Annotated in this window: 23 protein-coding genes, 1 tRNA gene and 1 pseudogene; 9 read left to right on the forward strand and 16 right to left on the reverse strand. The window is 56.7% G+C overall.

The features are described from left to right. Nucleotides 1–48: 48 nt before the first annotated feature. Nucleotides 49–2,454 (forward strand): phosphoenolpyruvate synthase, encoded by a 2,406-nt coding sequence (gene ppsA / locus HY028_09355; protein MBI3345041.1) that lies wholly within the window; start codon nucleotides 49–51, stop codon nucleotides 2,452–2,454. A 36-nt stretch (nucleotides 2,455–2,490) separates the two neighbouring features. On the opposite strand, the gene HY028_09360 is transcribed toward ppsA, so the two are convergent. The 4 genes from HY028_09360 to rnr form a co-directional block, all read right to left on the reverse strand. Then, the gene (locus HY028_09360) at nucleotides 2,491–3,918 is read right to left on the reverse strand and encodes an AsmA family protein (protein MBI3345042.1); all 1,428 of its coding nucleotides are present in this window, start codon (nucleotides 3,916–3,918) and stop codon (nucleotides 2,491–2,493) included. Between the two features lie 82 nt (nucleotides 3,919–4,000). Then, nucleotides 4,001–5,071: a hydroxyacid dehydrogenase gene (locus HY028_09365; protein ID MBI3345043.1), complete on the reverse strand. Its 1,071-nt coding sequence runs from the start codon at nucleotides 5,069–5,071 to the stop codon at nucleotides 4,001–4,003. Between the two features lie 303 nt (nucleotides 5,072–5,374). Continuing rightward, a complete protein-coding gene (fnr, locus tag HY028_09370) occupies nucleotides 5,375–6,112 on the reverse strand; it encodes a fumarate/nitrate reduction transcriptional regulator Fnr (GenBank protein MBI3345044.1) in 738 nt (245 codons plus the stop codon). 195 nt (nucleotides 6,113–6,307) lie between these two features. Then, on the reverse strand, nucleotides 6,308–8,539 hold the full coding sequence (rnr, locus tag HY028_09375; protein MBI3345045.1) for a ribonuclease R: 2,232 nt from the start codon (nucleotides 8,537–8,539) through the stop codon (nucleotides 6,308–6,310). Nucleotides 8,540–8,619: 80 nt separating this feature from the next. On the opposite strand from rnr, the gene HY028_09380 reads away from it, so the two are divergent. Then, nucleotides 8,620–8,706, forward strand: a tRNA-Leu gene (locus HY028_09380). A 56-nt stretch (nucleotides 8,707–8,762) separates the two neighbouring features. On the opposite strand, the gene HY028_09385 is transcribed toward HY028_09380, so the two are convergent. Continuing rightward, nucleotides 8,763–9,329: a dCTP deaminase gene (locus HY028_09385; protein MBI3345046.1), complete on the reverse strand. Its 567-nt coding sequence runs from the start codon at nucleotides 9,327–9,329 to the stop codon at nucleotides 8,763–8,765. A 152-nt stretch (nucleotides 9,330–9,481) separates the two neighbouring features. After that, the gene (gene apbC, locus HY028_09390; protein ID MBI3345047.1) at nucleotides 9,482–10,573 is read right to left on the reverse strand and encodes an iron-sulfur cluster carrier protein ApbC; all 1,092 of its coding nucleotides are present in this window, start codon (nucleotides 10,571–10,573) and stop codon (nucleotides 9,482–9,484) included. Between the two features lie 111 nt (nucleotides 10,574–10,684). Here apbC and metG point away from each other — a divergent pair, with 111 nt between their 5' ends. The 4 genes from metG (at nucleotide 10,685) to HY028_09410 (ending at nucleotide 14,691) form a co-directional block, all read left to right on the forward strand. Next, a complete protein-coding gene (gene metG / locus HY028_09395) occupies nucleotides 10,685–12,721 on the forward strand; it encodes a methionine--tRNA ligase (GenBank protein ID MBI3345048.1) in 2,037 nt (678 codons plus the stop codon). Nucleotides 12,722–12,776: 55 nt separating this feature from the next. Further along, nucleotides 12,777–13,532, forward strand: a complete 756-nt coding sequence (locus HY028_09400) for an SDR family oxidoreductase (GenBank protein ID MBI3345049.1) — start codon at nucleotides 12,777–12,779, stop codon at nucleotides 13,530–13,532. 92 nt (nucleotides 13,533–13,624) lie between these two features. Then, a complete protein-coding gene (gene nth / locus HY028_09405) occupies nucleotides 13,625–14,260 on the forward strand; it encodes an endonuclease III (GenBank protein MBI3345050.1) in 636 nt (211 codons plus the stop codon). A gap of 5 nt (nucleotides 14,261–14,265) precedes the next feature. Then, entirely contained in the window at nucleotides 14,266–14,691 is a 426-nt protein-coding gene (locus HY028_09410) for a DUF1841 family protein (GenBank protein ID MBI3345051.1), read from the forward strand. 4 nt (nucleotides 14,692–14,695) lie between these two features. Here the strand turns inward: HY028_09410 and HY028_09415 are convergent, their stop codons facing one another. From HY028_09415 to HY028_09435, 5 genes and pseudogenes are all read right to left on the reverse strand, one after another. Then, nucleotides 14,696–15,841 (reverse strand): HupE/UreJ family protein, encoded by a 1,146-nt coding sequence (locus HY028_09415; GenBank protein MBI3345052.1) that lies wholly within the window; start codon nucleotides 15,839–15,841, stop codon nucleotides 14,696–14,698. A gap of 21 nt (nucleotides 15,842–15,862) precedes the next feature. Continuing rightward, entirely contained in the window at nucleotides 15,863–16,252 is a 390-nt protein-coding gene (locus HY028_09420; GenBank protein ID MBI3345053.1) for a nuclear transport factor 2 family protein, read from the reverse strand. Nucleotides 16,253–16,285: 33 nt separating this feature from the next. Then, on the reverse strand, nucleotides 16,286–17,518 hold the full coding sequence (locus tag HY028_09425; protein ID MBI3345054.1) for a hypothetical protein: 1,233 nt from the start codon (nucleotides 17,516–17,518) through the stop codon (nucleotides 16,286–16,288). A 191-nt stretch (nucleotides 17,519–17,709) separates the two neighbouring features. After that, nucleotides 17,710–17,793, reverse strand: a pseudogene (locus HY028_09430) (DUF3298 domain-containing protein). Between the two features lie 22 nt (nucleotides 17,794–17,815). Then, the gene (locus HY028_09435) at nucleotides 17,816–19,318 is read right to left on the reverse strand and encodes a DUF4331 domain-containing protein (protein ID MBI3345055.1); all 1,503 of its coding nucleotides are present in this window, start codon (nucleotides 19,316–19,318) and stop codon (nucleotides 17,816–17,818) included. A gap of 372 nt (nucleotides 19,319–19,690) precedes the next feature. On the opposite strand from HY028_09435, the gene HY028_09440 reads away from it, so the two are divergent. Together HY028_09440 and HY028_09445 are read left to right on the forward strand one after the other, a co-directional pair. After that, nucleotides 19,691–20,305, forward strand: coding sequence for a sigma-70 family RNA polymerase sigma factor (locus HY028_09440; GenBank protein MBI3345056.1), 615 nt, complete (start codon nucleotides 19,691–19,693; stop codon nucleotides 20,303–20,305). An 11-nt stretch (nucleotides 20,306–20,316) separates the two neighbouring features. Then, complete coding sequence (locus tag HY028_09445) at nucleotides 20,317–20,796, forward strand: cupin domain-containing protein (protein ID MBI3345057.1); 480 nt, start codon at nucleotides 20,317–20,319, stop codon at nucleotides 20,794–20,796. A 15-nt stretch (nucleotides 20,797–20,811) separates the two neighbouring features. Here HY028_09445 and HY028_09450 read toward each other — a convergent pair whose 3' ends face one another. The 4 genes from HY028_09450 to alaC all read right to left on the reverse strand — a co-directional run bounded on the left by HY028_09450 (nucleotide 20,812) and on the right by alaC (nucleotide 25,144). Continuing rightward, nucleotides 20,812–21,882, reverse strand: a complete 1,071-nt coding sequence (locus HY028_09450) for a threonine synthase (protein ID MBI3345058.1) — start codon at nucleotides 21,880–21,882, stop codon at nucleotides 20,812–20,814. Nucleotides 21,883–21,975: 93 nt separating this feature from the next. After that, nucleotides 21,976–22,482, reverse strand: a complete 507-nt coding sequence (locus tag HY028_09455; GenBank protein MBI3345059.1) for a heme-binding protein — start codon at nucleotides 22,480–22,482, stop codon at nucleotides 21,976–21,978. 80 nt (nucleotides 22,483–22,562) lie between these two features. Then, a complete protein-coding gene (locus HY028_09460) occupies nucleotides 22,563–23,876 on the reverse strand; it encodes a homoserine dehydrogenase (protein ID MBI3345060.1) in 1,314 nt (437 codons plus the stop codon). Between the two features lie 32 nt (nucleotides 23,877–23,908). Beyond that, nucleotides 23,909–25,144, reverse strand: a complete 1,236-nt coding sequence (alaC, locus tag HY028_09465) for an alanine transaminase (GenBank protein ID MBI3345061.1) — start codon at nucleotides 25,142–25,144, stop codon at nucleotides 23,909–23,911. Nucleotides 25,145–25,365: 221 nt separating this feature from the next. Here alaC and HY028_09470 point away from each other — a divergent pair, with 221 nt between their 5' ends. After that, nucleotides 25,366–25,779, forward strand: a complete 414-nt coding sequence (locus HY028_09470) for an Mth938-like domain-containing protein (protein MBI3345062.1) — start codon at nucleotides 25,366–25,368, stop codon at nucleotides 25,777–25,779. Nucleotides 25,780–25,935: 156 nt separating this feature from the next. Here the strand turns inward: HY028_09470 and HY028_09475 are convergent, their stop codons facing one another. Further along, the gene (locus tag HY028_09475; GenBank protein ID MBI3345063.1) at nucleotides 25,936–26,748 is read right to left on the reverse strand and encodes a peptidoglycan DD-metalloendopeptidase family protein; all 813 of its coding nucleotides are present in this window, start codon (nucleotides 26,746–26,748) and stop codon (nucleotides 25,936–25,938) included. Between the last annotated feature and the right edge of the window lie 5 nt (nucleotides 26,749–26,753).

A 26,753-nucleotide genomic window follows, 5' to 3' on the forward strand; every position in this document is an offset into this window, starting at 1 on the left:
CCACGCATGCAATTACTGATTGTTTTGTAAGGACTTTAGGAGCGCGAGATGCCCGACTTTATCCGCTGGTTTGAGAACATCACACTGCAAGATTTGCCTCTGGTGGGAGGAAAGAATGCCTCGCTCGGAGAGATGTACGGCGCGCTCGCTCCCCTAGGGGTAAAGATACCCAACGGCTTCGCCATCACAGCATACGCCTATTGGCACACGCTCGGTAGCGCAGGGGTGCGCGGTGAATTGCAGTCTCTGCTGGCAGGCCTTAACAAACAGGACGTGGCCGAACTCGCACGGCGGGGAGCGTTGGCGCGCGATCTCATTCGCGGCGCCGGAATACCCGGCGATTTATGGTCGGAAATCCGCACCGCCTATGATGGTCTTTGTACGCAATATAGCGCACACACCGATGTGGCCGTGCGTTCCTCGGCCACCGCCGAAGACCTGCCCGGCGCATCCTTTGCCGGTCAACAGGAGAGCTATCTCAACATCCGGGGTTATGCCGCGTTGCGTGACGCGTGCAGCAAATGTTTCGCCAGTCTTTTTACGGATCGCGCCATCTCTTACCGTATGGACCAAGGTTTCGATCACCTTCAGGTCGCTCTTTCCATCGGGGTGCAAAAGATGGTGCGCTCCGATTTGGCCGCGAGCGGGGTGATCTTCACGCTGGATACCGAGACCGGTTTCCGTGATGTCGTGTTTATCACCGGCGCCTATGGACTAGGCGAAAACATTGTACAAGGCGCTGTGGACCCCGACGAGTTTTATGTCTTTAAGCCCACCTTCAAGACAGGTCACCGGTCTATCATCCGGCGGCGCCTGGGGGCGAAACAGTTGCGCATGGTCTATGCCGAGGGGGGCGTAGGCGCCTCCACCCGCAACCTCAACGTGCCGGAGGCCGAGCGCGGAAGTTTCTGCATCACGGACGATGAGATACTCACGCTCAGCGACTACGCACTCAAGATTGAAGATCACTACAGCCACAAGTCGGGCAAGGACCAGCCTATGGACATCGAGTGGGCCAAGGACGGCATCACCGGCGAACTATTTGTTGTACAGGCCAGGCCCGAGACCGTGCAGTCGCTGCGGCGCGGCGATGTCCTGGAAACCTATGTATTGGAAGAACAGGGCAAGCTGTTGTTGCAAGGCAAGAGTGTGGGTCAGAAGATCGGGGCGGGCGCGGCGCGTGTCATCACCCGTCTCGATCACCTCGCGGAGTTTCAAGCCGGTGAAGTGCTGGTCGCGGAAACGACCACGCCGGACTGGGAACCTGTGATGAAACGGGCGTCCGCCGTCATCACCAGCCGCGGGGGCCGTACCTGCCACGCCGCGATCGTCGCGCGCGAACTCAGCATCCCCGCCGTGGTAGGCGCTGAAAACGCGACCCAGGCGCTAAAAAGCGGCGAACCCATTACGGTGTCGTGCGCAAACGGCGATGTTGGATATATTTATCAGGGCAATCTCAAATACCGTATCGAACGCACAGAGTTGACCGGCCTGGCACGTCCGCGTACCCGGATCATGATGAATCTCGCGGACCCCGACCAGGCGTTCGCGCTCTCTTTTATTCCCAACGACGGCGTCGGCCTTGCGCGCATTGAGTTCATCATTAACAACAGTATAAAGATACATCCGATGGCGCTGGTACACCCGGAGCGCGTAACCGAACGCCGCGCGCGTAAAGAGATCGAACGCCTCACAGCCGCCTACGAGGACAAGACAGAGTACTTCGTTGCAAGATTGGCCGAAGCGGTCGCCACGATCGCAGCGGCATTTTATCCAAAACCGGTCATCGTGCGCTTATCCGATTTCAAATCCAATGAATACGCGAGTTTGATCGGCGGCAAGGACTTCGAGCCTGCGGAAGAAAATCCCATGCTTGGATTTCGCGGCGCGGCGCGCTACACCCATCCTGCCTATGCGGAAGGGTTCGCGCTGGAGTGCCGCGCGCTCAAGCGCGTGCGCGATGAGATGGGCCTTGTCACTGTCAAACTCATGATCCCCTTCTGCCGCACGGTTGCAGAAGGCGAGCGCGTACTGGCCGGACTTGCCGGACACGGACTCAAGCGAGGTGAAAATGGGCTGGAGGTGTATGTGATGTGCGAGATACCGAATAATATCTTCCAGGTTGATGCCTTCGCTGCACTCTTCGACGGTTTTTCCATCGGCTCCAACGACCTCACCCAGCTCATCCTCGGCGTAGACCGGGATTCCGCATTGGTCGCCTTTGATTTCGATGAACGCGACGAGGGTGTGTTGGAAGCGATGCGCCTTGCCGTAGAAGGCGCGCGCCGCAATAAACGTCATTCCGGCATCTGCGGACAGGCGCCGTCGGACTATCCCGAAATCACGGAATACCTGGTGCGCTTAGGCATTGATTCCATATCGCTCAATCCTGACATGGTACTCAAGACCACGCTGCGCGTGCTGGATTTGGAGAAGCAGCTTGGTACAAAATAGGTTCCGCGTGGGCACATGCTACGTGCCCACCTGACTTCATTTCGGCGGCGCCACCGAGCCGGCGTAGAACACTTCGCAGCGCCCGCCATCGAAGAGGCCCCTCGTCTGCTTGAGCAGCTCAAGCACCGGCCCCGCGAGGGACATCAGGACGCTCGGCTTCTCCACCACCGGTTTCCGGAAGGGGCCGCGGATCTTCTGCTGCACCTTGGGGCACCCCTTTCCGTCAATCAGCGCCACGGTCACGTCGTCGAACCGTTCGTTGACGAAATCGAGCCTTCCCTTGAGGGCGATCCGGTTTTCGTTCGTCGCCATCGCCACGTCCTTCGCCTGCGCCACGCCGCGCTCGACCTTCCAGTCGGAGACGAGCTTGCGGATCCTGCTGCTGCCCCCCGATCCCTGGAAGATGCTCGCGAAGCCGTACCCCTTCGTGACCGCCAGGCCGAAGGGACCGGCGAAGAAGACGGCGCCTACGTCCACGAGGTTAAAGTTCTGGCTGGACTCAAACCGGGAGAGCTCGCGGTCGAGATCGGTGCCGGCGAGCGTGAGGTTCTCACCCCGAAGGGAGAACTCTCCATCCGTGGTGCGCTTCATCTCGTTCGCGGTCTTTCCCTGCATCGACAGGTTCGCGGAGAAGTCCATCGCCCCTTCCGCGACCTTCTTCGGTGACGGGGCCTTGAGGAACTCCTCGAAACGGAACCCCGACAGGGAGTAGCGGGCGTGGAAGAGAGGAACGGGCCCCGAAAAGTCCGCCCGGATGTTTCCCAATCCCTGCCCGCCGAAGATTCGCATCGTGACCGGCTTGAGGTCGAAGACCCCATCCTTCCCGTCGACCGAGAATTTCAAGTCGGACGCCGCGAAGTCCTTTGTCCGGATCTCCCCGCAGGCGAACTCCGCCGTAAGGGAAAGGTACTTCAAGAGGTCCGAACTTTTCCCTCGCGAGAGCCGCAGGCGGCTCACGTCCAGGCTGCAGTCTCCGGCCTCGAATCCTTCCCCGGATTGTTTGTCCGCGTAGAGGAGAGTTCCATCCGAGAGAGAAACTTTCGCCAAGTCCAGGGCAGGGAACGTCCCTCCGGCCTCCTCCGGTTTTTCGAAGTTGAACTTACCTTCGCGGTCTCGCTCGATGGAGATCCTGGGGCGTTTCAACGCGATCCTTCCGATCCGAACTTCCTTGTGGAGAAGAGGGAGGAGAGCGATCTCAAGACTGGCTTCCTTCGCGGAGGCGATGTCTGCCCCCCGGTTCCGGATGTGCACGTCACTCAGCGTGACGTGGAAGGACGGGAAGAAACCTATCTCCAGTCTATCCTCGATGTGAACTTCCATCCCCGAGGCTTTGGAGGCGGCCATCTCCAACTGGGGCTTGTAGGCATTGGCATCCACGAAAAGAAGCAGTACCACTGCGACGAGGATGAGGAGCCCAACGAGCCCGCCGACGGCGAGGAGGATGATTTTCAGTGTTTTTGACATTAACCGGATCAGGTTTATCGGTAGAGTCTGAATCGCCTTCTAATGGGGCAGGCGGCCAAGAACACGTTCACGGTGGGGCACATCATCCAGAACCTGCGGGCATGAGCGGTGAGATTTCAGACGTGGGATTAGTTTGAGACATCAGCTGCACCAGATTCTTGGGATTTCCGGCAAAGAATGCCTCGATATTTTCCAGCGTGGTTTGCAGCAACCTCTGCAATGCCTCCTTTGAATTAAAGGCGTTGTGCGGAGTCAGAATCACATTCTCGCCGAGTTGCATTTGAAAGCTGTTCAATGCCTGCTCGAGTTGCACAGAGGCGAGACTCGGCAGCAGCGGGGCATGCGCGTTGATCCAGACTTCCTCGCCCTCGAAACAATCCAGCGCGAGCCCGCCGAAATGACCTTCGGCCTGGAGGCGCGCCAGCGCGCGGCTGTCCACGATGCCGCCGCGTGCGGTGTTCACCAACACCACGCCCGGTTTAAGCATGCGCAACCGCTCTTCATTGAGCAGATGGTGCGTGGCCTCTGTATAGGGCACATGCAGGCTGAGCGCATCCACCTTCGGCAGCAACTCATCGAGGGCAAGATACACCACCCCGCAATCCCGGCACAGGGCCAAATTTGGCACCGGGTCACAGGCCAGCACGTGCATCCCGAAGGCATGAGCCAGGTAAGCAACGCGGGCGCCTATCCGGCCGGTACCGATGAGGCCCAGCGTTTTACCATGTAGATCGTAGCCGGTAAGTCCCGTCCTGGAAAAATCACCGTGCCGTGTCCGGCGCAGGGTGGCCGCCAGCCGTCGCATCAACACGAGCAGCAGTCCCAGTGTATATTCCGCAATCGTAATAAAACCGTAGTCCGGTGCACTGCACACAAGAATACTGCGCTGAGCCGCCGCCTTGAGATCAATATGGTCAAAACCTGTTGAACGTGTCGCCAGCAGGCGCAGTGCCGGCAGCTTGTTTATGATCTCTGCCGTGATGCGACTGTTACCCAATACAGACACTACTTCGCTGTTTTCCGCCAATACGGCATTGTGGATATCCAGCGAGTCGCTGATGAACCGTATGTTCCACGAGGGGTGATTAACAAGCCCGCGGCGCAATAGCCGGCAGGCTTCTTCTGAAACATCATAAAAGGTAGTCTTGGGCATGGCTTCAACTTCAACTCAAATACGCATAGTTGAATTCTGCCACCCTTACCGGCATCCGGAATAAATACTTGAATCTTGTTTGATCTAAATCAAAGTTCCTATTTTAGCCGTCAGATATTTTTTAACCGCGAATTGAGGAAGAAAGGCAGGGGAACAAACACTTTGCGGAGCATCCATTGTTTTTTTATAGAGATGCCCATTGCAAGGCCGGGAGAGGACAACGTTCAAGCTGGGTTCCCAAGGATGGGGGCTCAGCGTATTTATCGTGACAAGCTGGGGGTGACTGGCGTAGCAGTAATCTGCCTAGTAATGGTTCAGCATACCCTTCAGCCGGAGCAGATCATGCAACTCGACATCGCGATGATGTACGGTCATCAGCCCTTCCTGCTGAAAATGGGTGAAGGTGCGGCTGATGGTCTCCAGGGTTAGCCCGAGATAATTGCCGATCTCTTCGCGGGTCATGCGCAGATAGAAATGAGTGGGCGAATAGCCGCGCGCCCCAAGACGCTGCGACAGGTTCAACAAAAAGGCCGCCAAGCGCTGCTCCGCCTTCATCTTGCTGAGCAGCAGCATGTGGCCTTGGTCGGCCACTATTTCACGGCTCATGATTTTATGGAAATGGTGCTGCAGCGCAGGAATCGTGCTTGTCAAATGCTCAAGGTCAGCAAAGGGGATCTCGCACACCATGCTGTCTTCCAGGGCGACGACATGATAATGGTGCCGGTCGTCGCTGATGGCATCCATCCCCAACAGTTCACCCGCCATGTAAAAACCGGTGATTTTTTCGCAACCGTCCTCGTCCAACTCAGACATTTTGAAAAAGCCGTTGCGGATGGCATAGAGAGACCGGAAGCTGTCGCCCGCCCGATATAGATAATCGCCACGCAAAAATTTGCGGCGGTTATTGATGATCTTGTCCACTAACTCCGTGTCGTCCAAGCTCAAACCCATCGGCAGACATAGCTCGTGCAGCGTGCACGCCGAACATGAGGCCTTCAGGTTGGCAAGGTTGACCTTGATGGGAATGGATTGAATAGTCATGCCTTACCTCCGCGCCCGTCAAGTATAGTATTGATATTGTTCCTGAATTGAACCCCACCCGCAAGTTTTGCGGGCTGTGATCCATACTTCACATTAACTAATAGTGATAATGAACTGTTTTATATGAATATTATATAGCCCACTCGTTCCCGGGTTTTCATCTGAGACAGGGTGCTGTTTTTCCGACCGCAGCGGCTATCTGGAGGCGCGCCGTTTGGATTTACTCTTTTTGCGCCCCTGCTCGACAAGCTCAAAGTCTATCTTTTTGTCATCGAGACCCACGCGCATGACCTTTACCCTGAGGGGGTCGCCGAGGCGGTAGACCACGCCCGTGCGCTCGCCCGAAAGCCGGTGCTTGGCATAGTCGAAGTGATAATAGTCGTTGCCAAGGGCCGTCACGTGCACCAGGCCCTCGACGTAAATATCCTTGAGCATGACAAACACGCCGAAGCCGGTCACCCCGGTTATCAGCCCATCGAACTCCTGGCCGACCTTGTCCATCATGTACTCGCACTTAAGCCAATCCACCGCGTCTCGCGTCGCCTCATCGGCGCGGCGCTCGGTCATGGAACAGTGCTCGCCGTAGCTCAACATCATTGCCGGAGTGTAGTCGAACTCCGCAGCAGGTTTTCCGGCCAGCAGATGACGAATGGCGCGGTGCACCAGCAAATCGGGATAGCGGCGTATCGGCGAAGTAAAATGGGTGTAGGCCTCATAGGCCAAACCGAAGTGGCCGATATTCTCCGGGCTATAGACCGCCTGCCTCAGGCTGCGCAGCAACACCGTTTGGATTAAATACAGATCAGGGCGCTGCTGAATGGAGGCCAGCAATTTTGCGTAGTGCTTGGGCTCCGGATTATCGCCACCCCCCAGATTCAATCCAAGCTCGGCAAGGAAGCCCCTGAGATCATCGAGCTTTTCGCCAGTGGGGCCTTGGTGCACCCTGTAGAGGGCCGGTATTTTGCGCTCAAGCAGAAACTCGGCCGCAGCGACGTTGGCCGCCACCATGCACTCTTCAATGATACGGTGCGCATCATTGCGCACCACCGGTACGATCTCTTCGATCTTTTTTCCGAGTCCGAAGACGATGCGGGTTTCGATGGTCTCAAAATCAATCGCACCGCGCGCCTCGCGCCGCACGCGTAACGCCTTGTACAAGGCATGAAGCCCTTCCAGGTGCGGGACGAGCGGCCGATAACGCGCCCGTAAGGTCTGGTCACGCTCAACCAGCATGGCCGCCACCTGATCGTAGGTAAGCCGTGCGTGGGAACGCATGAGGCCCTCAAAGAAGCGGTATTTTTTCACCCTGCCCGTATCGTCTATGGACATCTCACAGACCATGCACAAGCGATCGGTATCGGGATTGATCGAACACAGGCCGTTCGAGAGGATTTCCGGCAACATGGGGATAACCCGCTCCGGGAAGTACACCGAATTGCCGCGCTCGAAGGCGGCGCGATCCAGCGCCGTACCGTGCCTGACATACGAAGACACATCGGCAATCGCCACCAGCAGCCGCCAACCCTTGCCTTGCCGCTCGCAGAACACGGCGTCGTCAAAGTCTCTGGCGTCCACGCCGTCTATGGTCACCAGCGGGATGTCACGGACATCTTCCCGGCCGTGCTTGGCGGGTTCCGGCACTTTGGTCCCCAGCGGCGCGATCTCTGCCTCGACCTCGGGCGGCCAGACCTGCGGCAGATCGTAGACGCGCAGCGCGATGTCAATCTCCATGCCCGGCGCCATGTGGTCGCCCAGAATCTCAACCACCTTGCCGATCGGCTGGCTGTGCAGGCTCGGCTGGGTAATGATCTCGGCCACGACGATCTGGCCATGCTTGGCATCGCCCTGCTGATCGGCCGGTATGACGATATCCTGGCTGATGCGCTTATTATTGGGAATCACGAAGCCGACCCCCTTTTCGAGATAAAAGCGTCCTACGACTTGAGTCGTGTTCCGCTCCAACACCTCCACCACCGCGCCCTCGCGGCGGCCGCGCCGATCCACACCGGACACGCGCACCACGGCGCGGTCGCCGTCGAACAGGACGCGCATCTCTTTCGCAGAGAGGAACAAATCCCCCCCGCCTTCATCCGGCGCCAGAAAACCGTAGCCATCCGGGTGGCCGATCACCCGCCCCTGGATAAGATCCATCTTGGCGGCCACCCCGTAACCCTCACGGCGGTTGCGAACCAATTGGCCATCGCGCTCCATGGCCTTGAGGCGGCGGCGCAGGGCCTCCAGGTCGGTTTCGTCGGTGATCCCTAACTCACCGGCGAGATTGCCAAAGGTCAGCGAAGCACCGTGTTCCGCCAAATATTGCAATATAAATTCCCGGCTGACGATGGGGCGCTCGTATTTGCGCGCCTCGCGCGTTGCGTGGGGGTCTGATGGGGTTTGGCCTGACGGCCCGGTGGTTTTTTTCTTCATTGATAAAATGTTCTCACTGCGGTAAAGTGCGCGGCTTAAGGGCGCGGATTATGGTAAGCTTTGAATTCGGGCCGGTACAAGCCGGGGTGGCGGAATTGGTAGACGCGCTAGCTTCAGGTGTTAGTGGGGGTAACCCCGTGGAGGTTCAAGTCCTCTCCTCGGCACCATTTTGTAGGTGCGAATTCATTCGCATCCACGGCGGCCGAATGAATTCGGCCCTACATCACGTCTTAGGCAACGTCACACCCTTCTGTCCCTGATACTTCCCTCCCCTATCCCTGTAAGAGGTCTCGCATACCTCGTCCGACTCGAAAAAGATCACCTGCGCCACACCCTCATTGGCGTACACCTTGGCGGGCAGCGGCGAAGTGTTGGAGAACTCCAGTGTAACATGTCCTTCCCACTCCGGCTCCAGCGGCGTGACATTGACAATAATGCCACAGCGCGCATACGTAGACTTGCCCAAACAAATCGTGAGCACATTGCGCGGGATGCGGAAATACTCCACCGTGCGCGCCAGGGCGAAGGAATTGGGCGGGATGATGCAGACGTCCGACTTGAGATCCACGAAGCTGTTGGAATCGAAATTCTTGGGGTCCACAATCGCCGAGTTGATGTTGGTAAAGATCTTGAACTCATCGGCGCAGCGGATATCGTACCCATAACTGGACGTGCCGTATGACACCACCCGCCCTGCCCCATTCTCGCGCACCTGGTGGCGCTCGAACGGCTCTATCATGCCGTGCTTCTCCGCCATCTCGCGGATCCATTTGTCTGATTTAATGCTCATAGAATCAGATACAAGAGCAAAGATACAAGATACAAGTTAGAAAAAAAACCAAACCTGGGGTGATATTGCACGTATTTCTGCCTCTAACATGTATGCTCTCTCGGAATGAAGGGTTTACTTGTATCTTTTCTCTTGTATCTTGTATCTGTAGTTCAAGTATTCTGTATCACAATATTGGGAAACTTGCCGCTGTAATCCTTGGCCTGTAACGAAAGCTTGGCCGCCACCTTGCGCGCAATCTCGCGGTACATCCTGGCAATGCGTCCTTCCGGATCGGCAACCACACTGGGATGGCCGTCGTCGGCGTTTTCACGGATGCTGATGTCGAGCGGCAAGGCGCCCAGCATGTCCACGTTGTATTGCTTGGCCATACGTTCGCCGCCGCCCGCGCCGAAGATGTGTTCTTCGTGGCCGCATTGACTGCAAATATGCGTGCTCATATTCTCGATGATGCCGAGCACGGGCACCGCAACCTTCTCGAACATCTTGAGCGCCTTACGGGCATCCAGCAAGGCAATGTCCTGCGGCGTGGTCACGATCAACGCGCCGCTCACGGGTATCTTCTGTGAAAGAGTCAGTTGAATGTCGCCGGTGCCGGGCGGGAGATCAATCACCAGATAATCCAGATCCCTCCACTGCGTATCATTGAACAGTTGCTCCAACGCCGTCGTCACCATCGGCCCGCGCCAGATCATGGGCGTTTCTTCGTCTATCAAATACCCGATGGACATGGACTGAATGCCGTGCCGCATCACCGGCTCCATGCTTTTACCGTCCTTCGAAACGGGCTTGTCGTGCCCCCCCAACATGCGCGGTTGACTGGGGCCGTAGATGTCGGCATCCAAAATACCAACGCTCCCGCCTTCGGCCATCAAGGCCAAGGCAATATTCACGGCAGTGGTGGACTTGCCTACCCCGCCCTTCCCGGAGGCCACGGCGATGATATTTTTGACGGACTTAAGCGGCTTTACCCCCTTCTGCACGGCGTGAGGGATGACCTTGGAGGAAATGACGGCGCTCACCTCAGCGACACCGCTAATCGCCCCGACGCGCCGCTTGATCTCTCCCGCCAGCTCATCCTGATAGCCCTTGGCGGGATAGCCCAGCAGCACCTCGACCTTGACCCTATCACCCTCTATAACGATATTTTTTATGGCCGCAGCAGAGACCAGATCCTTGCCCAGATAAGGATCTATCACCTCTTTAAGTGCCGTCTCAACCTGTAACTGTGAAACATCTGCCATGTAATACTCAGCCTCCAGGCCAACTCTCGACACCGTTTGGTGTCCTTTTCGTTCTACTAAACATATAATTATAGAACAAGCATGCCCACCTCACCATAAAATCTGCTTTCCATGGACTCCAAACGCCGAATACTCGTCACCAGCGCCCTGCCCTATGCCAACGGGCCCATTCACCTCGGCCACCTGGTGGAATACATCCAGACCGACATCTGGGTGCGTTTCCAGAAGATGCGCGGCCATGACTGCACTTACGTCTGCGCCGACGACGCCCACGGCACGCCCATCATGCTGCGCGCCGAACAGGAAGGCATTGCGCCCGAGGCGTTGATCGAACGCATGAACCGGGAACACCTGGCGGACTTCCAGGACTTCGGCGTCGAATTTGATAACTACTACTCCACGCACTCGCCGGAAAACGAGTTCTTTGTGCGCGACATCTATCAGAAGTTGCGCGCCAACAGCCACATCACCCAACGGGTCATCAAACAGGCCTACGACCCGGTCAAAAACCTGTTCCTACCCGATCGCTTCATCAAAGGTGAATGCCCGCGTTGCGGAGCCAAAGATCAGTATGGCGACAGTTGCGAGGCATGCGGCGCGACCTATTCGCCCACGGATTTGAAAAATCCGGTCTCGGTGCTCTCCGGCGCCAAGCCTGTCGAAAAAGAATCCGAGCACTATTTCTTCAGGCTCGGTGATTTTGAAGATTCTTTACGCACCTGGTTGTTTCCGGATATCACGCAGCCGCGTCACGTGCAATCCGAGGTGGCGAACAAGCTCGACGAGTGGTTCACGGCGGGCTTGCAGGACTGGGACATCTCACGTGACGCGCCCTACTTCGGTTTTGAGATCCCCGGCGCGCCCGGCAAATATTTTTACGTCTGGCTCGACGCGCCCGTCGGCTACATGGCGAGTTTCAAAAACTATTGCGAACGGAAGGGCATCAACTTCGACGCCTATTGGAGCGAAGGCAGCGACGCCGAACTCTATCACTTCATCGGCAAAGATATTTTATATTTTCACGCCTTGTTCTGGCCCGCGATGCTGGAAGGCTCAGGTTATCGCAAACCCACCGCTATATACGCCCACGGATTTCTCACCGTGAACGGCCAAAAGATGTCCAAGTCACGCGGCACCTTCATCACCGCGCGCACGTATTTGGATCATCTGAACCCGGAGTATCTGCGCTATTACTACGCCACCAAGCTCAATAGCACGATGGAGGATATTGATCTAAACTTCGATGATTTCGTGGCGCGGGTCAATAGCGATCTGATCGGGAAATACATCAATATTGCGAGCCGGACCGCGGGATTTCTGACCAAACACTTCAATGGTGTTTTATCAGAGGCCTATTATCAAGGTGAGCATACTAACCGAATTTGCGCACTGGTAAGCGCTGGCGTGGCAGATGAAATTGCTGAGGCCTATGAACAGAGGGAATACAGCAAGGTTCTGCGTGCGGTAATGAAAGCGGCTGACCACATTAACCAATATTTCGACAAAAATAAACCTTGGGAACTGGCCAAAGACCCGTCGCAGAAGACAAAATTGCATGACGTATGCAGCGACTGCTGTATTGCATTTTACATGTTAACCATCTATTTGACTCCGATACTGCCCGAGCTATCGAAAAAAGTCGCAAGCTTTTGTAATATCCCTGATGAATTGAAATGGGATGACCTAAATCACTCCCCCATAACAATCAAACCTTACCAGCACCTCATGACCCGTATTGACCCGAAACAAGTCGAAGGCATGCTCGCTGAGAGTCAAGAAGGTCTGCGACCAATCTCCCCTCTCCCGGAGGGAGAGGGGAACATGATCAGTATTGACGACTTCGCCAAGATTGATCTTCGCATCGCACGCATTGTCAAAGCGGAAGATGTCGAGGGTGCGGAAAAACTGTTGAAGCTCACGCTCGACATCGGCGAGGGAAAACCGCGCATCGTGTTCGCCGGCATTAAATCCGCTTATAAACCCGCCGATTTGGAAGGCAAGCTCACGGTGATGGTGGCGAATCTCGCACCGCGCAAGATGAAGTTCGGCGTCTCCGAAGGTATGGTGCTGGCCGCCGGGCCGGGCGGTAAGGACTTGTGGATATTGGAACCGCATGCCGGTGCGCAACCCGGCATGCGGGTGAAGTAAGAGGGCTGCGCGGGTAGCTAAACTTTACGCAACTGTACGACAGGAGAATAAAGTCATGGCAAAAAATGCACTCATCGTAGGCGGAACCAGCGGCATCGGATTGGAAGTCGCAAAATTGTTACTCAACCAAGGCGCTGCCGTAACGCTGGTTGGTAAAAATCAAGACAAGATCAACAGCGCTCGCAACAGTCTGGGCGCCTTGGGCAAGATAGTAGGCATAAAGGCGGATATCACGCAGCCTGCTGACCTGCAGCGACTTACTAGCATGCTGGCGGCCGAAGAAGGGTTCGATTATCTCGTTAACGCCGCGGGCGTGTTTACGCCCAAGAAATTTCTTGAGCACAGCCCCGAGGATTACGACAAATATCTGGATCTCAACAAGGGATTGTTTTTTATCACTCAGGCCGTCGCGCAAAAAATGGTGGATCGGGGCATCGCAGGTTCCATCGTCAACATCGGCTCGATGTGGGCGCATCAAGCAGTGTTGGCCACGCCGTCGTCAGCCTATTCGATGGCCAAGGCGGGGCTGCATAGTCTCACTCAACACCTGGCCATGGAGCTGGGAGCCTTTGGCATACGAGTCAACGCCGTCGCTCCGGCCGTAGTTGAGACACCCATTTACGAGTCGTTCATCGAGCCTAGTCAGGTCAAGGCGGCATTGCATGGATTTGATAAATTCCATCCCATCGGCCGTATCGGCAAGCCTGTTGATGTAGCGGAAACCATCTGTTTCCTGTTGTCGGATAAGGCCTCTTGGGTCACCGGGGCGGTCTGGGACGTAGACGGCGGTGTGATGGCCGGCCGCAACTAGCCCAGAGTGGACGATCACCCTCATGACCACTATCTCGGCTTCTTGCCGGCGCTTGATTGCGGTATAGGGCGAGTTCATTCGGCTGTCCCCTCATGAATCCGCAAAAGCGGCACGAAATTTTTACGCGCCTCAAGGCCGCCAATCCCAAGCCCACTACCGAATTACGCTACACCTCGCCATTTGAATTGCTCGTCTCCGTTATTCTCTCCGCACAAGCGACTGACGTGAGCGTGAATAAAGCTACTGGCGAGCTCTTCCAGGCCGCCGACACGCCGCAGGCCATGCTCAAGCTGGGGGAAAGGGGGCTCAAGAAATACATCAAGACCATCGGCCTCTACAACAGCAAGGCGGCCAACATCATCAAGACCTGTAAACTGTTGATTGAACGTCATCAGGGTCAAGTGCCGAGCACCCGTGAAGAACTTGAGGCATTACCTGGCGCAGGCCGCAAAACGGCCAACGTGATCCTCAACACCGCCTTTGGCGAACCGACCATCGCGGTGGATACGCACATCTTCCGCGTCGCCAACCGCACCGGTCTCGCGCCGGGAAAAACAGTACGTCAAGTGGAAGACAAGCTCAATAAATTTGTCCCCCCTGAATTTCGCCACGATGCACATCACTGGCTTATACTGCACGGACGTTACGTGTGTACCGCTCGAAGACCGCGTTGCCCTCAGTGTGTGATTGCCGATCTTTGTGAATACAAAGACAAGACCCCGGAATAAACATCGTGTTTTTCGGCCAGAATCGCGAACAGCTCCGCCAGCTTTTTATTGATAGCTGGAATAAACGCCTGACCAGCGCTCCCATGGAACCCATCGAGGAGATGGTGGCGGCCATTATCGCTGAGCATCCCGAATATCATCCCATGCTGGAACAGCCTGATGCCGCACTCGCCAAGGATTACTTGCCCGAGTTTGGAGAGATCAATCCCTTTTTACACATGGCCATGCACATCGCCTTACGGGAACAACTGAGCAGTAACCGACCCCACGGGATTACCCAGGTGTATCGGAAGTTACTCGGGAAATACGGTGATCCGCACGAGGTCGAGCATCACATGGCGGAATGCCTTGGGGAAATCATCTGGCGCGCGCAACGTGAAAACAAGCTGCCGGATGAGGCAGCCTATTTGGAATGCTTGCAAAAGCTGTGATGATTTATACCGGCAGCACCTTAAATTCAAAGAGCCTTTCCGCCATCCAGACGGCCGCTAGCACTGCAATGGCAAACGAACCCAGACAGAGCGTGTAACGCTGGTATAGAGAAGTGCCGCGCAATAAAAAAGCCAGTGGCAGGAACAATGCCACGATGGCCAACTGGCCGAGCTCCACACCGATATTAAATCCCACCAGCGACCTGAGCAGCGCCCCTTGAGGCAGATGCAAATCGGTGAGCACGCTGGCAAAACCGAATCCATGAATCAGACCAAATACAAACGCCACCATCCACAGGCGCGTATGAATCACAGGCCTGATGTTGTTGACCGCCCCGACCACGATGGATGCCGCGATGGTGGATTCCACCAGTCGTGACGGCAATTGGATGATGCCCAATGCCGCCAGGCTTAAGGTGATCGAGTGCGCGATCGTAAAGGCCGTGACGATCTTCAGGACATTCCAGCCTGCGTCGCGAAAATCGGCGACGGCGATCCATAAACCTGCCTTGCGCCGGAGTACGGCAGGCAACAGCAGCGCCAGTAAAAACAGAATATGATCATAGCCGATCCAGATATGCCATATCCCTTCGCGCACAAAATCGAGAAACTGGCGCCAGGGATTTGTGCTGGCGAGTTCAAAGCTCTGCAAGGGTTTTTCAACACCAAAAATGGCGGTTCTGACAAGACCGTGGTATTGGAGATTAAGCAAGCCTTTGTGCTGCGGGTCTAGCTCGGAGAATAGGCTATAAGCCAATTCGAGGTGATCGGGCGGGGTGGGGCACTTTGCAGAAAATTTCAATACTGCATAGGCTCCATCGCTGTGATTGTCCACCCAATGCTCGCTGATCCGGCTGGTGCATAAAGCGCCCTCGGCACGCAATTGAAGGCGTGGCAAGGCATACGCGGCAATCTCCGAATGTCGTTTACGTAGTTCACCCCAGGTAATCTGTCCGTCGTCGTTACTGTCGAGGCCGATGGCGTAATCGAGATCGCGCAGCGCAATATCCCACTGGCCGCTGATGTATGCACCCTGCACCGACAGGCTGAGATAACTGTCGCTGGGTTTATGGGCTTGGACTGAGAATGACAAAAGCAGGAGCAGGAGCCCGGCAACAGTGCAACCTGTCTTCCGCTTAGTTCGTTGCATACCCATTGCAAAGTTGAGGAGCTAACGATATGCCTTGGCGATAGTATTGGTGTCCACGAAGATTTCGAGGTGCATCACCTTGCCGTTCTTGAACGTCCACACCATAGCCCAGTCGCTTTCAAACGTCTTCTGTGTCGCCTTTGAATATCCGGCGAAAAATCCGAGCGCCACGACCTGATCCCCCTGGGCGATGTATGATCGCGGCTCGAATTTCGTATACACGGCGGCTGCATCCATTTTTTTAAAAAACTCACCGACTTGGACCCTGCCTTTAAGGTTGCCGGCATAGGGAATGTCAGGGTATCCCGGGTCAATCCAGACAACGTCATCCGACATGACGTTTAATATGCCCTCGATATTACCCTGAGAGAAATCCACATAGCCCTGCTGCACAATTTGCACGTTGTTCACGGTATCTCCTTGGCGAATAGATGATGTTGTAAATTAATCCGCGACTCTTGCATCGCAGCATCCTGGACCTTGGATGCTCGAAAACAGCGGATTTTGTTTTAAACCCTGCAACTGTATATATTCCAGGCGTGTCCGGCTGAGCCAATCCAATACGGGCTGGGCAGCGGACTTGTTCTTGGCCGCGATCGCAGCTTCGAGCAAGATGCGTGCATCCGCCGGTTCACGCTGCACCACCCAATTTTCCTGCGCCAGGCGCAGGGCCTCTTGGGGTTGCTTGAGTAAATACAGGGTAAAGCGGGCTTCCTCGCGCCGATGCACCGTGTCGCCACGCAGACGGCTTGCAGCGAAACGGGCACGCAGGGATTCGATGTGTTCGTCCAGATTCGCGGCATTGAGCGCCTGCTCCGCCAACGTCAGTCTCAGCAGCAGGCCGTCCGCGCGTGTCTCATCCTTTAATGAAGTAATCACCTCGGACGGTCGTTCCTGATCGAGTAAAAAATCGGCATAGGCGCCGAGCAGATAACTGTCGCGCACCTTCAATTGCAGGGCCTGCCTGAAGTGACTTTCCGCAGCCTGCGCATCACCCAGCCGCGCCGCGATCTCGGCCAACGATGTCAACACCCACAGCCGCTCTGCACTACTCGCTTGCGGATACTTGGCGAAGACCTCTTGCAACAGCCGATAACTCTTATCCGCCTGTCCGGTATAGCTCCCCACACCGCTCACGCAAGCCACCGTGGTAAGTTCCGAAGCGAGGCGTAACAGCTTTATACAACTTTTTCTTGCCTCGGAGTAATTTCCCTGTACCTGTTCCAGCGACGCCTTGGTCAGCCACGCCTGGGCATCATTAGGTGCTATCTTCAGAATCTGCGAGAGATCGTGCAGTGCGCCGCTGAAGTCATGACGTGCTTGGCGCAAGGTAGCGCGCAGCAGTAACACGGCAATAGGCGGATCGGCGATGTCCAGCCACGGCTTGAGCGCCGCCTCCGCATAACCGTAATAACGCGGATCGGCCTCGGCGCGGCCGTACTCGATGTAACGTCTGGCAAGCTGCGTGGCGAGTGGCAAATCATCCGGTTGTTCTGTCAGGTGTGTGCGCAACGCGCGCAACTCACGGATGACCGGATCGCCCGCCTGCGCACGCAAGCGCTCCAGCACCTGCGCGTCATCCGCAGGAATATAAGGCGCCGCCAAAACATTAACGGCGCATCCCAAACCTCCAGACACCACGATAAGCCATGCGGTAATCTGCTTGCGGTTCAACATATCAGTCCCGGCTTGCTGGCGGGATGGTCTTGCGACCATCCCGCTTGGCAGTATATAAAAGTTGTTTACAGCGCCTCCGGCTCGGTATTATCCGGCTGGGTGGCGGTGAAGCCGTCCACCGACACCGGCTCGGTATTGTCCGGTGCGTTCGCCACTACGTCGCGCACGGCGTTGGTGAAGGCATCGCCGGTGGCGGTGTCTCCGCCTCCACCGCCACCACAGCCTGCCGCTAAAAGCGCTATGCCGACCAGCAGTAAATTTTTTGTTTTCATGATTAACCCTCCTGATAAGCCTGAATCAAGGCGTACCGGCTTCAGGTGAACCGGGAATAGGCGTGTTCAGATAGGGGAAGGCATTGCCAAATACGCTGGCGTCCACGAATGCGCCGTCGGTGATCGCCGCTCCGCCGGCCGGCGCCTGATTCACCGTCCCGCCGCTACCGTTGGTGCCGTACAGCCCCAACGCAATCAGTCCGCCTTGCGCGACACGCAGTTCGATATCCACGATATCGTCTCCGGGACGACGCCCATTGGGAAAGCCTGCATTATCGCCGGCAATCACGCCCAAACGGTTTTGACTGGCGCGAGGTGTGGGGGCAACAGCCGTGTTCAGGCGCAACATCTCGGAGGCCACCACATTGGCCGGCTGGTTGAGATTGCCGGTCGCGGGTGTGTTGATGCCCGTAAGAAATGCCGCTACCAGATCACTGCGGGGGAACAACGTAGGTGCGGGTGCGATGGGATAGAGAATCTCTACTATCGCCGGCAGCGTGGGATTGGTCACATAGTCGGCGAACTGGCCGTCCTTCTCCGGTTTAGAGGCGTTGAACTTGTTCTTGTCCTTGAGCCCAATCACCAGCTCATTGACCAAAGGGCTGCCCAGTCGTGACACCTGCGTCCATGCGCCGCCCTCTTTGGCCGGGGCATCAAAGTTCGGGCTGGAATTCACCAGCCTTCCTTGCCGCAAACTGGCGGTCGTCCATGCACCAATTACTGGTTCCGTGCCATTGGTCAGGCAAGCTATGGGCGCCTCCAGAATTAACGAAGTGACATTGGCATCCGCAAGCAGGTCGTCCTCGGCATTCTCCGGGCCTATCGGATTGGTGTTGATGAGATCGAAGATCTCACCCAGGTTGACCACGAACGGATCCTTGCGTTGCCCGACAAACATCCGGGCCGCGGTGGAACACCCGGGGATATTGATGTTGTAGACATGCGAGGCCGCGTAGGCCGCATAATCCGGGATGGATTTGTTGCCGATATTGTCCACCGGCTTGGCGAAGGTCTTGCTGCCGTCGGCGGCGTTAGTAATGTCCTGGACATTGCCCGTACGCCGGTCGCCGCGCACGATTTTAACGGTGTAGGACTCCGTCACGTTGAGGGCGGCAGTATTGCCCACTGCGATGGAACTGGAATTAACCAACGGGATGGAAACGTTCTTGCCGCCGACATTCAACTGGGTATCTTTCAGAGTGTTCTGAAAGCGGAATTGAAAGGTGATGTCTTCCTTGGCGTTACCGTTATTGTCTATGTGGATTTCATACAGCGCGTCGGAATCCATGGTGAAGTAATTGGGTCCGCCGTAGGGATCTTGCAGGGGCTGATAATTGGCCACCCAGGTGACGAAGCCTTCCCTGCCCGTTTCGTAACTCCTGAACATATAAAAATCGGTGCCGTCCACCTTGGGCATCTCAGTGATGAACGGCGCCTCGCGATGACTGGAGGCCTCGACAAGGCCGCCACCCAGCAGCAGACTACTGGCCGCCAGGCTTATTGCACAGGTTAGTTTATTGAGTTTCATATATTCTCTCCTTAGTTAATTTGAAATGTTTGATGAGAAATGTCATTCACTATTACGCAGATCTTGGGTGAATGGATGCAGACACAGGCTAACGTTTTCCGCCTCACCACTGCGTCTATACGAACCGGAGGTCATTTTGGATGCGGCTCAAAAACATCCAATACTGCGGATTGTTGCGTAAGTTACTCACAGGTCAGTAAGTAAGATTACACTTCCCGCTGCGTCCCCGCCCCCTATGTAGGGGGCGGGACAGGGTGGGGGTAGGTAAAACAGGGTATTTACTCAGGAGTCACGTCATAAGACATTGTTGCCTTACTTTGTGACTCCTGAGTTAGTGGTGAAATTTGGCCCCTATTTGCTACACTTGGCGGAATGGATAAGTCCAACGACAATAATCCGCCCCAAGTGCCTACGGCCGATAGTGCGGATCAGGCCTGCTGCGAATTGCTGGCGGCCATCGCCAGGCGGGAGCAGAGCGCGTTAGAAAGCCTTTATGACATGACCGTAGCGCGTGTCTATGGCGTGGCCTTGCGTATTACCGGCCGCCGTGATGCGGCCGAAGAGGTGGTGGCGGATGTCTATTGGCAGGTGTGGCAACAGGCGGGACGTTACGATGCTCAACGCGGCAGTGTGTTGGCTTGGTTGTTGACGATCTGCCGCAGCCGGGCGCTCGATCATCTGCGCCGGCGGGACAAGGCGGAGTTTCATCCTGAACCGCAAACCCTGGACTCAGAGTTAAGCGTTGCCGGGACCAATCCAGAAGATTTGTTATCCGCAGTGGAACGCGAAAGCGTTGTGCATGCCGCGCTGCAAGGCCTGTCCGCGCAACAACGCCAACTCATTGCGCTGGCCTTTTTCAAGGGCATGAGCCATCAAGAAATCGCCACGTATACCGCTATACCCCTGGGCACGGTCAAGACACACCTCCGCAAGGCCCTGGCGGCGCTGCAGCAACTGCTTAACTCACATAATCAACTTTCGCTATAGCAATAAATGTTATGAACGAAAACCCGCCCGATGATCCTATTTTAGACCCAAAGTCTGCGGAGGCCTTGCTGCTTGGGCTAAATCCTGTCGAGCCTGACCGCGAGCGTAAGGAAGCCATGCGCCGCGTCATCATGGAACGCATACGCTCCGCGGCCCAAATTGCGCCGCTTAACTTTCTGACCATACGGGCCAATGAAGGAGAATGGACCCGCCTCACCCCCTTGGTAGAGATGAAGCTGCTCTACAGCGATGTTGCTCAACACAGCCGCTCTTTCCTGCTGCGTATGCACCCCGGCGCCAGTCTGCCCGCGCACGACCATCCGGCTGATGAAGAATGTTTAGTGCTGGAGGGAGAGGTAATGCTGGGGGATATTGCGGGCCGTGCCGGGGATTACCATCTCGCCCCCAAGGGCCTGCCCCACGGCACTATTACCACCAAGACCGGCGCCCTCCTGTTTATCCGTGCCGGCGCCACGGAACACGCAGCGTAGCTGCGGAAGATATGGCTAAACAAGGCGTTGCAGGATGGCCGCCTTGACCGAGTTAAGGCTCGCCTCCACACTGGCTACGGGGGCGGCGCATTGTTTGATGGCGGTGTCGGGGTCTTTAAGTCCGTTGCCCGTCAGGGTACACACAATGCGGCTGCCTTCCGGTATCTTTCCTGATTGGATGTCGCGCATCGCTCCGGCCAGCGAGGCCGCCGAGGCGGGCTCACAGAAGATGCCTTCCTTGCCGCTCAGCAATTTTTGCGCGGCGAGAATTTCCTCATCGCTGCATTCATCGAACCAACCTTCGGATTCCTGTTGCAGTTTCCAGGCGCTGTCCCAGGACTGCGGATGGCCGATGCGAATCGCGGTCGCCACCGTCTCCGGGTTGTCCACCATCCGGCCGCGCATGAACGGTGCGGCACCGCTCGCCTGATAGCCGACCATGTGCGGACGCTTTTTGATCGCGCCGTTGCTGTAATCCTCGCTGTAACCCATCCAGTGCGCGGTAATGTTACCGGCGTTGCCGACCGGTAAGCAGTGATAATCGGGGGCGAATCCAAGTTCCTCGACGATCTCGAAGGCCACTGTTTTTTGACCTTGCAAGCGATACGGATTGATGGAGTTGACGATGGTCACCGGCGCCTCGTGCGCGACCTCTTTGACGAGCCGCATGCCGTCGTCGAAATTACCCTTGATCTGAATCACCACCGCGCCGTAGATCATCGCCTGCGCGAGCTTGCCGAGTGCAATCTTGCCGTCGGGGATCAGCACAAAGGCGGTAATCGTTGCGCGCGCCGCATAGGCCGCCGCAGCCGCTGAGGTGTTGCCGGTGGAGGCGCAGATGATGGCGCGGCGGCCCTCTTCGACCGCCTTGGTCACCGCCATGGTCATGCCGCGGTCCTTGAATGAACCGGTGGGGTTCAGACCCTCGCACTTCACATAAATTTCCACGTCCTTGCCGAGCAGCCGCGGGATATGATGCAACCGCACCAGCGGCGTGGCGCCCTCGCCCAGGCTGATGATGCGCGTGTCATCGTGTACGGGCAGGCGGTCGCGGTATTTATTGATGAGTCCGGTGTAACGGGGCATAGTGATTCCTTGAGTTCAGCTACCGTAGTCACGTCTCGCAGCTATGTGACTGTTCAACTTCTATTAAATTACATACAAAATCGTAGCTTTCGGCTACTGATCTTGCTTGATCTGCTCCTGAATTTTATCTATGCCGGCTTGCGCGCACTGATCGTCAAGGTGTCCGCCCGGAGCACCACCCACGCCGATCGCCCCCACCGCTTCATCGCCCACACGAATCGGCATACCGCCGCCCAGGATCAGAAAGCCGTCGATCTGAGCAAGGTTCGCGGCAGCGGGATTTTTCTGAATGGTTTGCACTATATCACTCGTGTTCGCGCGCATGGAAGCCGACGTGTAAGCCTTGCGGCGACTCGAATCAACGGTGTGCGGGCCCGCGCCGTCGGCGCGTTGCAAGGCCTTGATCTGACCGGCTCGGTCGACCACTGTAGCGGATACCAGCCAGCCTTTCGTCCGGCACGCCTCAACAGCCGCGGCAGCGGCTGCGTTCGCCAATGCCAGGGAGATTGTCTTCTCTTGACGCACGTCCTGTGCATGTCCTAATGCACTGGCAACGACGCTGAATATCGCGATCAAAACGACTCTGGAACTACGAATCATATTTCATCTCCTGTGATTGCGGTGCGCAACTAAGCGCTCACTGTTCCGTATTACCTTTCGCGCTGCGGTTGCAAACAAAATTACCGCGACAACTGCTCCAAACGAATGCGCGTCACTTCTCCGCTGATGGTATCGAGCGCTTGAATGCGCGCCACGGCTTGATTCATTTGGCGTTCCAAGACGCGCTGGGTGAGGATAATCACCGAGACGCTGCTCATGCCGGCCACCGGTTCTTTTTGCAGTATCGCTTCGATACTGATCGAGTGATCGGCCAGAATGCGCGTCACATCGGCCAGCACGCCCGGCCGGTCAGTCGCCTGCATGCGCAGATAATAGGCGGTCTCGACCTCTTCCATCGGCAGAATCGGGAAGTCGGAAAGCGCATCGGGCTGGAAGGCGAGATGCGGGACCCGGTTCTCGGGGTCCGAGGTAAGCGCGCGCACCACGTCAACGAGATCCGCCACCACCGCCGAGGCAGTCGGTTCGGCTCCCGCGCCGGCGCCGTAATAGAGAGTCGGCCCGACCGCATCGCCGGTCACCACGATGGCGTTCATCACCCCGTCCACGTTGGCAATCAGACGCCGATACGGAATCAGGGTGGGGTGCACGCGCAGTTCGATACCTTTGGTCGTGCGCCGCGATAGCGCCAGATGCTTGATGCGGTAACCAAGCTGCTCGGCGTAATTCACATCTTCGCGGGTGATGCGGGTGATGCCTTCGGTATACACCTTATCGAATTGCAGCGGGATGCCGAAGGCTATGGCGGCGAGGATGGTGAGCTTGTGTGCGGCGTCTATCCCTTCGACATCGAAGGTGGGGTCGGCCTCGGCGTAACCGAGCCGCTGCGCCTCGGCCAGCACGTCGGCGAAGTCGCGGCCTTTGTCGCGCATCTCGGTCAAGATAAAATTACCGGTGCCGTTGATGATGCCCGCCAACCATTCGATGCGGTTGCCGGCCAGACCCTCGCGGATTGCCTTGATGATGGGGATGCCGCCCGCCACTGCGGCTTCGAAGGCGACCATCACGCCCTGGTCGCGCGCGGCGGCGAAGATCTCATTACCATGGCGCGCAATCAACGCCTTATTGGCGGTGACCACATGTTTACCGTTGGCGATGGCGCGGTTGACGAGGTCGCGGGCGATGTCCACACCGCCGATCAGTTCGACGACGATCTCGATGTCTGGATTTTCCACCACCTCGACAGGGTGTGCGGTAAGCCGGATACCTTCATAGTTACAGATGCGGGATTTGGAGAGATCGCGCGCGGCGGCGTGCACCACCTGGATGCCGCGGCCCGCGCGGCGGGTGATTTCTTCGGCGTTGCGGCGCAACACATTGACTGTGCCGCCGCCGACCGTACCGAGGCCCAGCAGGCCGACTTTGACAGGGTTCAGGGAGTTCATGGGATTGACCGAAAAAACTCAGCCTAACTGGCTGACCGGATGAATTCAGCGCCGGAAGATTGGCCGAATGAATTCGGCCCTACTCTGTCTTTTCGAAACATCTCGCGGATGCCGCGGATCGCCTGCCGGGTGCGGTGCTCGTTTTCGATCAGCCCAAAGCGCACGTGATCGTCGCCGTATTCGCCGAAACCGATGCCGGGCGAGACCGCGACCTTGGCGTCTTCCAGCAGCCGTTTGGAGAATTCCAGCGAACCCAGATGCTTATACGGATCGGGAATGGGCGCCCACACAAACATGCTCGCCTTGGGTTTTTCCACAGGCCAACCCAGGGCATTCAATCCCTCGCACAACACGTCGCGGCGGCTGCGGTACATCTCGGAGATCTCCTTCACGCAGTCCTGCGGCCCCTCCAGCGCGGTGATCGCGGCCACTTGAATGGGAGTAAAGGTACCATAGTCGAGATACGACTTCATGCGCGCGAGCGCCGCGACCAGATGGTGATTGCCGCACATGAAGCCCACCCGCCAGCCCGGCATGTTGTAACTCTTCGACAAAGTAAAAAATTCCACCGCGACATCCGTCGCACCTTTGACTTGCAATATCGAGGGCGCGACATAACCATCGAAGGCGATGTCGGCGTAAGCGAGATCGTGTACCACCCAGATTTCATTCTCCCGCGCAATGGCGACAACCTTTTCGAAGAAGTCCAGCTCCACGCATTGGGTGGTCGGGTTACCGGGGAAATTGAGCACCAGCATCTTCGGCTTGGGCCATGAATCCTTGATCGCCTTTTCCAGCTCGGCAAAAAAGTCTATCCCCGGCGTAAGCCGCACGTGGCGGATATCCGCACCCGCAATTACAAAACCATAGGGATGAATGGGATAAGACGGATTGGGAACCAGTATCGTGTCCCCCGCACCCATCGTGGCAAGTGCCAGATGCGCCAGACCTTCCTTGGAACCGATGGTGACGATGGACTCTTTATCGGGGTCTAGATCTACGTCAAAACGGCGTTTGTACCAGCCGCAAATCGCCTTGCGCAGACGTGGAATGCCGCGCGAGGCGGAATAGCGATGGGTGTCGCCGCGCTGCACCGCCTCGATCAGTTTATCCACGATGTGCTTAGGGGTGGGCTGATCGGGATTGCCCATGCCGAAGTCAATGATGTCCTCGCCGCGCGCGCGCGCCTTCGCTTTCAACTCTGTTACAATGTTGAAGACGTAAGGAGGAAGGCGTTTGATCCTGAGAAAATCGGTGATCACGGGATATACCCAATCAAAGTGTAAAGAGTTACTAAGCAGTTCATATAGTAAGATGACATTTCCGCCTCGTTCCCGCCCCCCTGTTCAGGGGGCGGGACAGGGTGGGGGTAAGTAATAAGGGTTTTTTACTAATCAGAAACAAAGTAAGTACATACGCTTACTTTGTTTCTGATTAGTAACAGGCGCACATTACTGAGCGCGCCTTTGGCTGTCAATCTATGAAATTTAGTCTCGAATCAAATCCGGGCAATTATATCATTCACTCGTATGCGGCTGGACAAATATGTATCAGCTCGCTACCTGAAGCAGGGCTTCATCCCAGCCGCCCTCCTGCCAGAGAAGTGCTCACCCAAAGCTGCATCATTCTGCCCGACCTGATCCTGCGAGACTGGCCGCCGCAACATTTTGACGATCTCAGCGCCGGACACTTCGCCGTTTTGCTGGAACTGAGGCCTGAAGTGGTGTTGCTGGGAAGCGGCGGGCGACTGCGCTTTCCCCCGCCCGCCCTCACCGCGAGCCTGCTTGAAGAAGGCATCGGCGTCGAGGTAATGAATACCGGCGCGGCCTGCCGCACCTATAACATCCTCATGAACGAAGGCCGTAGGGTGGCCGCCGCCTTGCTGATGATCTAAGAGCATATCCATAAATAGCTCCCCTGTGTCTCCCTTGCGATGAAAAGGCTTCACCGCGGAGGGCGCGGAGGAGAAACAAAGCCTTCTTGAAGGCATTCCTCTGCGTCCTCTGCGGTAAATTATTTGTGGATAAGCTCTAAGGATCCTGAAAAAAATCTACTGCCTGTTTCTGGGGAGATACTGCAAGGGGTCCACCGGCTTGCCATCCTTACGTATCTCGAAATACAGTTGCACTTGCTCCGAAGTGCTCTTGCCCATCTCGGCGATGGGCTGTCCCAAGGCGACTTTTTCACCCTCTTTTACGAGCCTCTTTTTGTTGTTAGCATAAGCACTTAAGAAGGATTTATCATGTTTTACTATAACTAGCTCGCCGAGCCCCTTGAGGCCGTTTCCGCTGTAAACCACCCGCCCCGCCGCCGCCGCGCGTACCGGCTGACCTTCCCGCCCGGCGATGCTGATGCCTTTTTCGGAGCCGGAACGTTCGGGCAGCACCTGGCCGGTCGCGGGCCATTTCCATAACACCCTGCCGCTCGTCGGCGTGTCGTTATCATCGGCCGGGATCGGCGCGATAAGGGGCGCAGGAGTTGCTACAGGCGGGAGGACGGGGCGCGTGGGGCGTGCAGGGGCCGAAATAGTTTTCACCGGCTTGGAGACTTCCACGCTGTCGGGCGGCGTTACCCGGAGCCGTTGGCCGGCGTAGATGCGGTCAGGCGACGAGAGCCGGTTCCATGCGGCCACCTGTTGGTAGTCCTGGCCGTATAGCCAGGCAATCGCGTACAGGGTCTCGCCCGCTGCGACTATATGATAGAAATCGCGGCGTGCAGGCTCATCACTCGTCACTGCATCCTCGTCCTGTTCCACCGGGGCAAGCACCATGGGGCCGCCGCAACCGGCAAGCCACAGCAGCAGGGATAACGGCCACGCTGCACTTATAGGATGTTGAAAAAGACCATCCTTGGTCTTCTTCAACACGC

The organism is Gammaproteobacteria bacterium (assembly GCA_016195665.1).
Classification (GTDB): domain Bacteria; phylum Pseudomonadota; class Gammaproteobacteria; order SURF-13; family SURF-13; genus JACPZD01.

What these genes read in the sequence shown, in the direction of transcription:
- ppsA (MBI3345041.1), top strand. Translation starts at nt 49, where the DNA reads ATGCCCGACTTTATCCGCTGGTTTGAGAACATCACACTGCAAGATTTG.
- HY028_09360 (MBI3345042.1), bottom strand. Translation starts at nt 3,918, where the DNA reads ATGTCAAAAACACTGAAAATCATCCTCCTCGCCGTCGGCGGGCTCGTT.
- HY028_09365 (MBI3345043.1), bottom strand. Translation starts at nt 5,071, where the DNA reads ATGCCCAAGACTACCTTTTATGATGTTTCAGAAGAAGCCTGCCGGCTA.
- fnr (MBI3345044.1), bottom strand. Translation starts at nt 6,112, where the DNA reads ATGACTATTCAATCCATTCCCATCAAGGTCAACCTTGCCAACCTGAAG.
- rnr (MBI3345045.1), bottom strand. Translation starts at nt 8,539, where the DNA reads ATGAAGAAAAAAACCACCGGGCCGTCAGGCCAAACCCCATCAGACCCC.
- HY028_09385 (MBI3345046.1), bottom strand. Translation starts at nt 9,329, where the DNA reads ATGAGCATTAAATCAGACAAATGGATCCGCGAGATGGCGGAGAAGCAC.
- apbC (MBI3345047.1), bottom strand. Translation starts at nt 10,573, where the DNA reads ATGGCAGATGTTTCACAGTTACAGGTTGAGACGGCACTTAAAGAGGTG.
- metG (MBI3345048.1), top strand. Translation starts at nt 10,685, where the DNA reads ATGGACTCCAAACGCCGAATACTCGTCACCAGCGCCCTGCCCTATGCC.
- HY028_09400 (MBI3345049.1), top strand. Translation starts at nt 12,777, where the DNA reads ATGGCAAAAAATGCACTCATCGTAGGCGGAACCAGCGGCATCGGATTG.
- nth (MBI3345050.1), top strand. Translation starts at nt 13,625, where the DNA reads ATGAATCCGCAAAAGCGGCACGAAATTTTTACGCGCCTCAAGGCCGCC.
- HY028_09415 (MBI3345052.1), bottom strand. Translation starts at nt 15,841, where the DNA reads ATGCAACGAACTAAGCGGAAGACAGGTTGCACTGTTGCCGGGCTCCTG.
- HY028_09425 (MBI3345054.1), bottom strand. Translation starts at nt 17,518, where the DNA reads ATGTTGAACCGCAAGCAGATTACCGCATGGCTTATCGTGGTGTCTGGA.
- HY028_09435 (MBI3345055.1), bottom strand. Translation starts at nt 19,318, where the DNA reads ATGAAACTCAATAAACTAACCTGTGCAATAAGCCTGGCGGCCAGTAGT.
- HY028_09440 (MBI3345056.1), top strand. Translation starts at nt 19,691, where the DNA reads ATGGATAAGTCCAACGACAATAATCCGCCCCAAGTGCCTACGGCCGAT.
- HY028_09445 (MBI3345057.1), top strand. Translation starts at nt 20,317, where the DNA reads ATGAACGAAAACCCGCCCGATGATCCTATTTTAGACCCAAAGTCTGCG.
- HY028_09450 (MBI3345058.1), bottom strand. Translation starts at nt 21,882, where the DNA reads ATGCCCCGTTACACCGGACTCATCAATAAATACCGCGACCGCCTGCCC.
- HY028_09455 (MBI3345059.1), bottom strand. Translation starts at nt 22,482, where the DNA reads ATGATTCGTAGTTCCAGAGTCGTTTTGATCGCGATATTCAGCGTCGTT.
- HY028_09470 (MBI3345062.1), top strand. Translation starts at nt 25,366, where the DNA reads ATGAAATTTAGTCTCGAATCAAATCCGGGCAATTATATCATTCACTCG.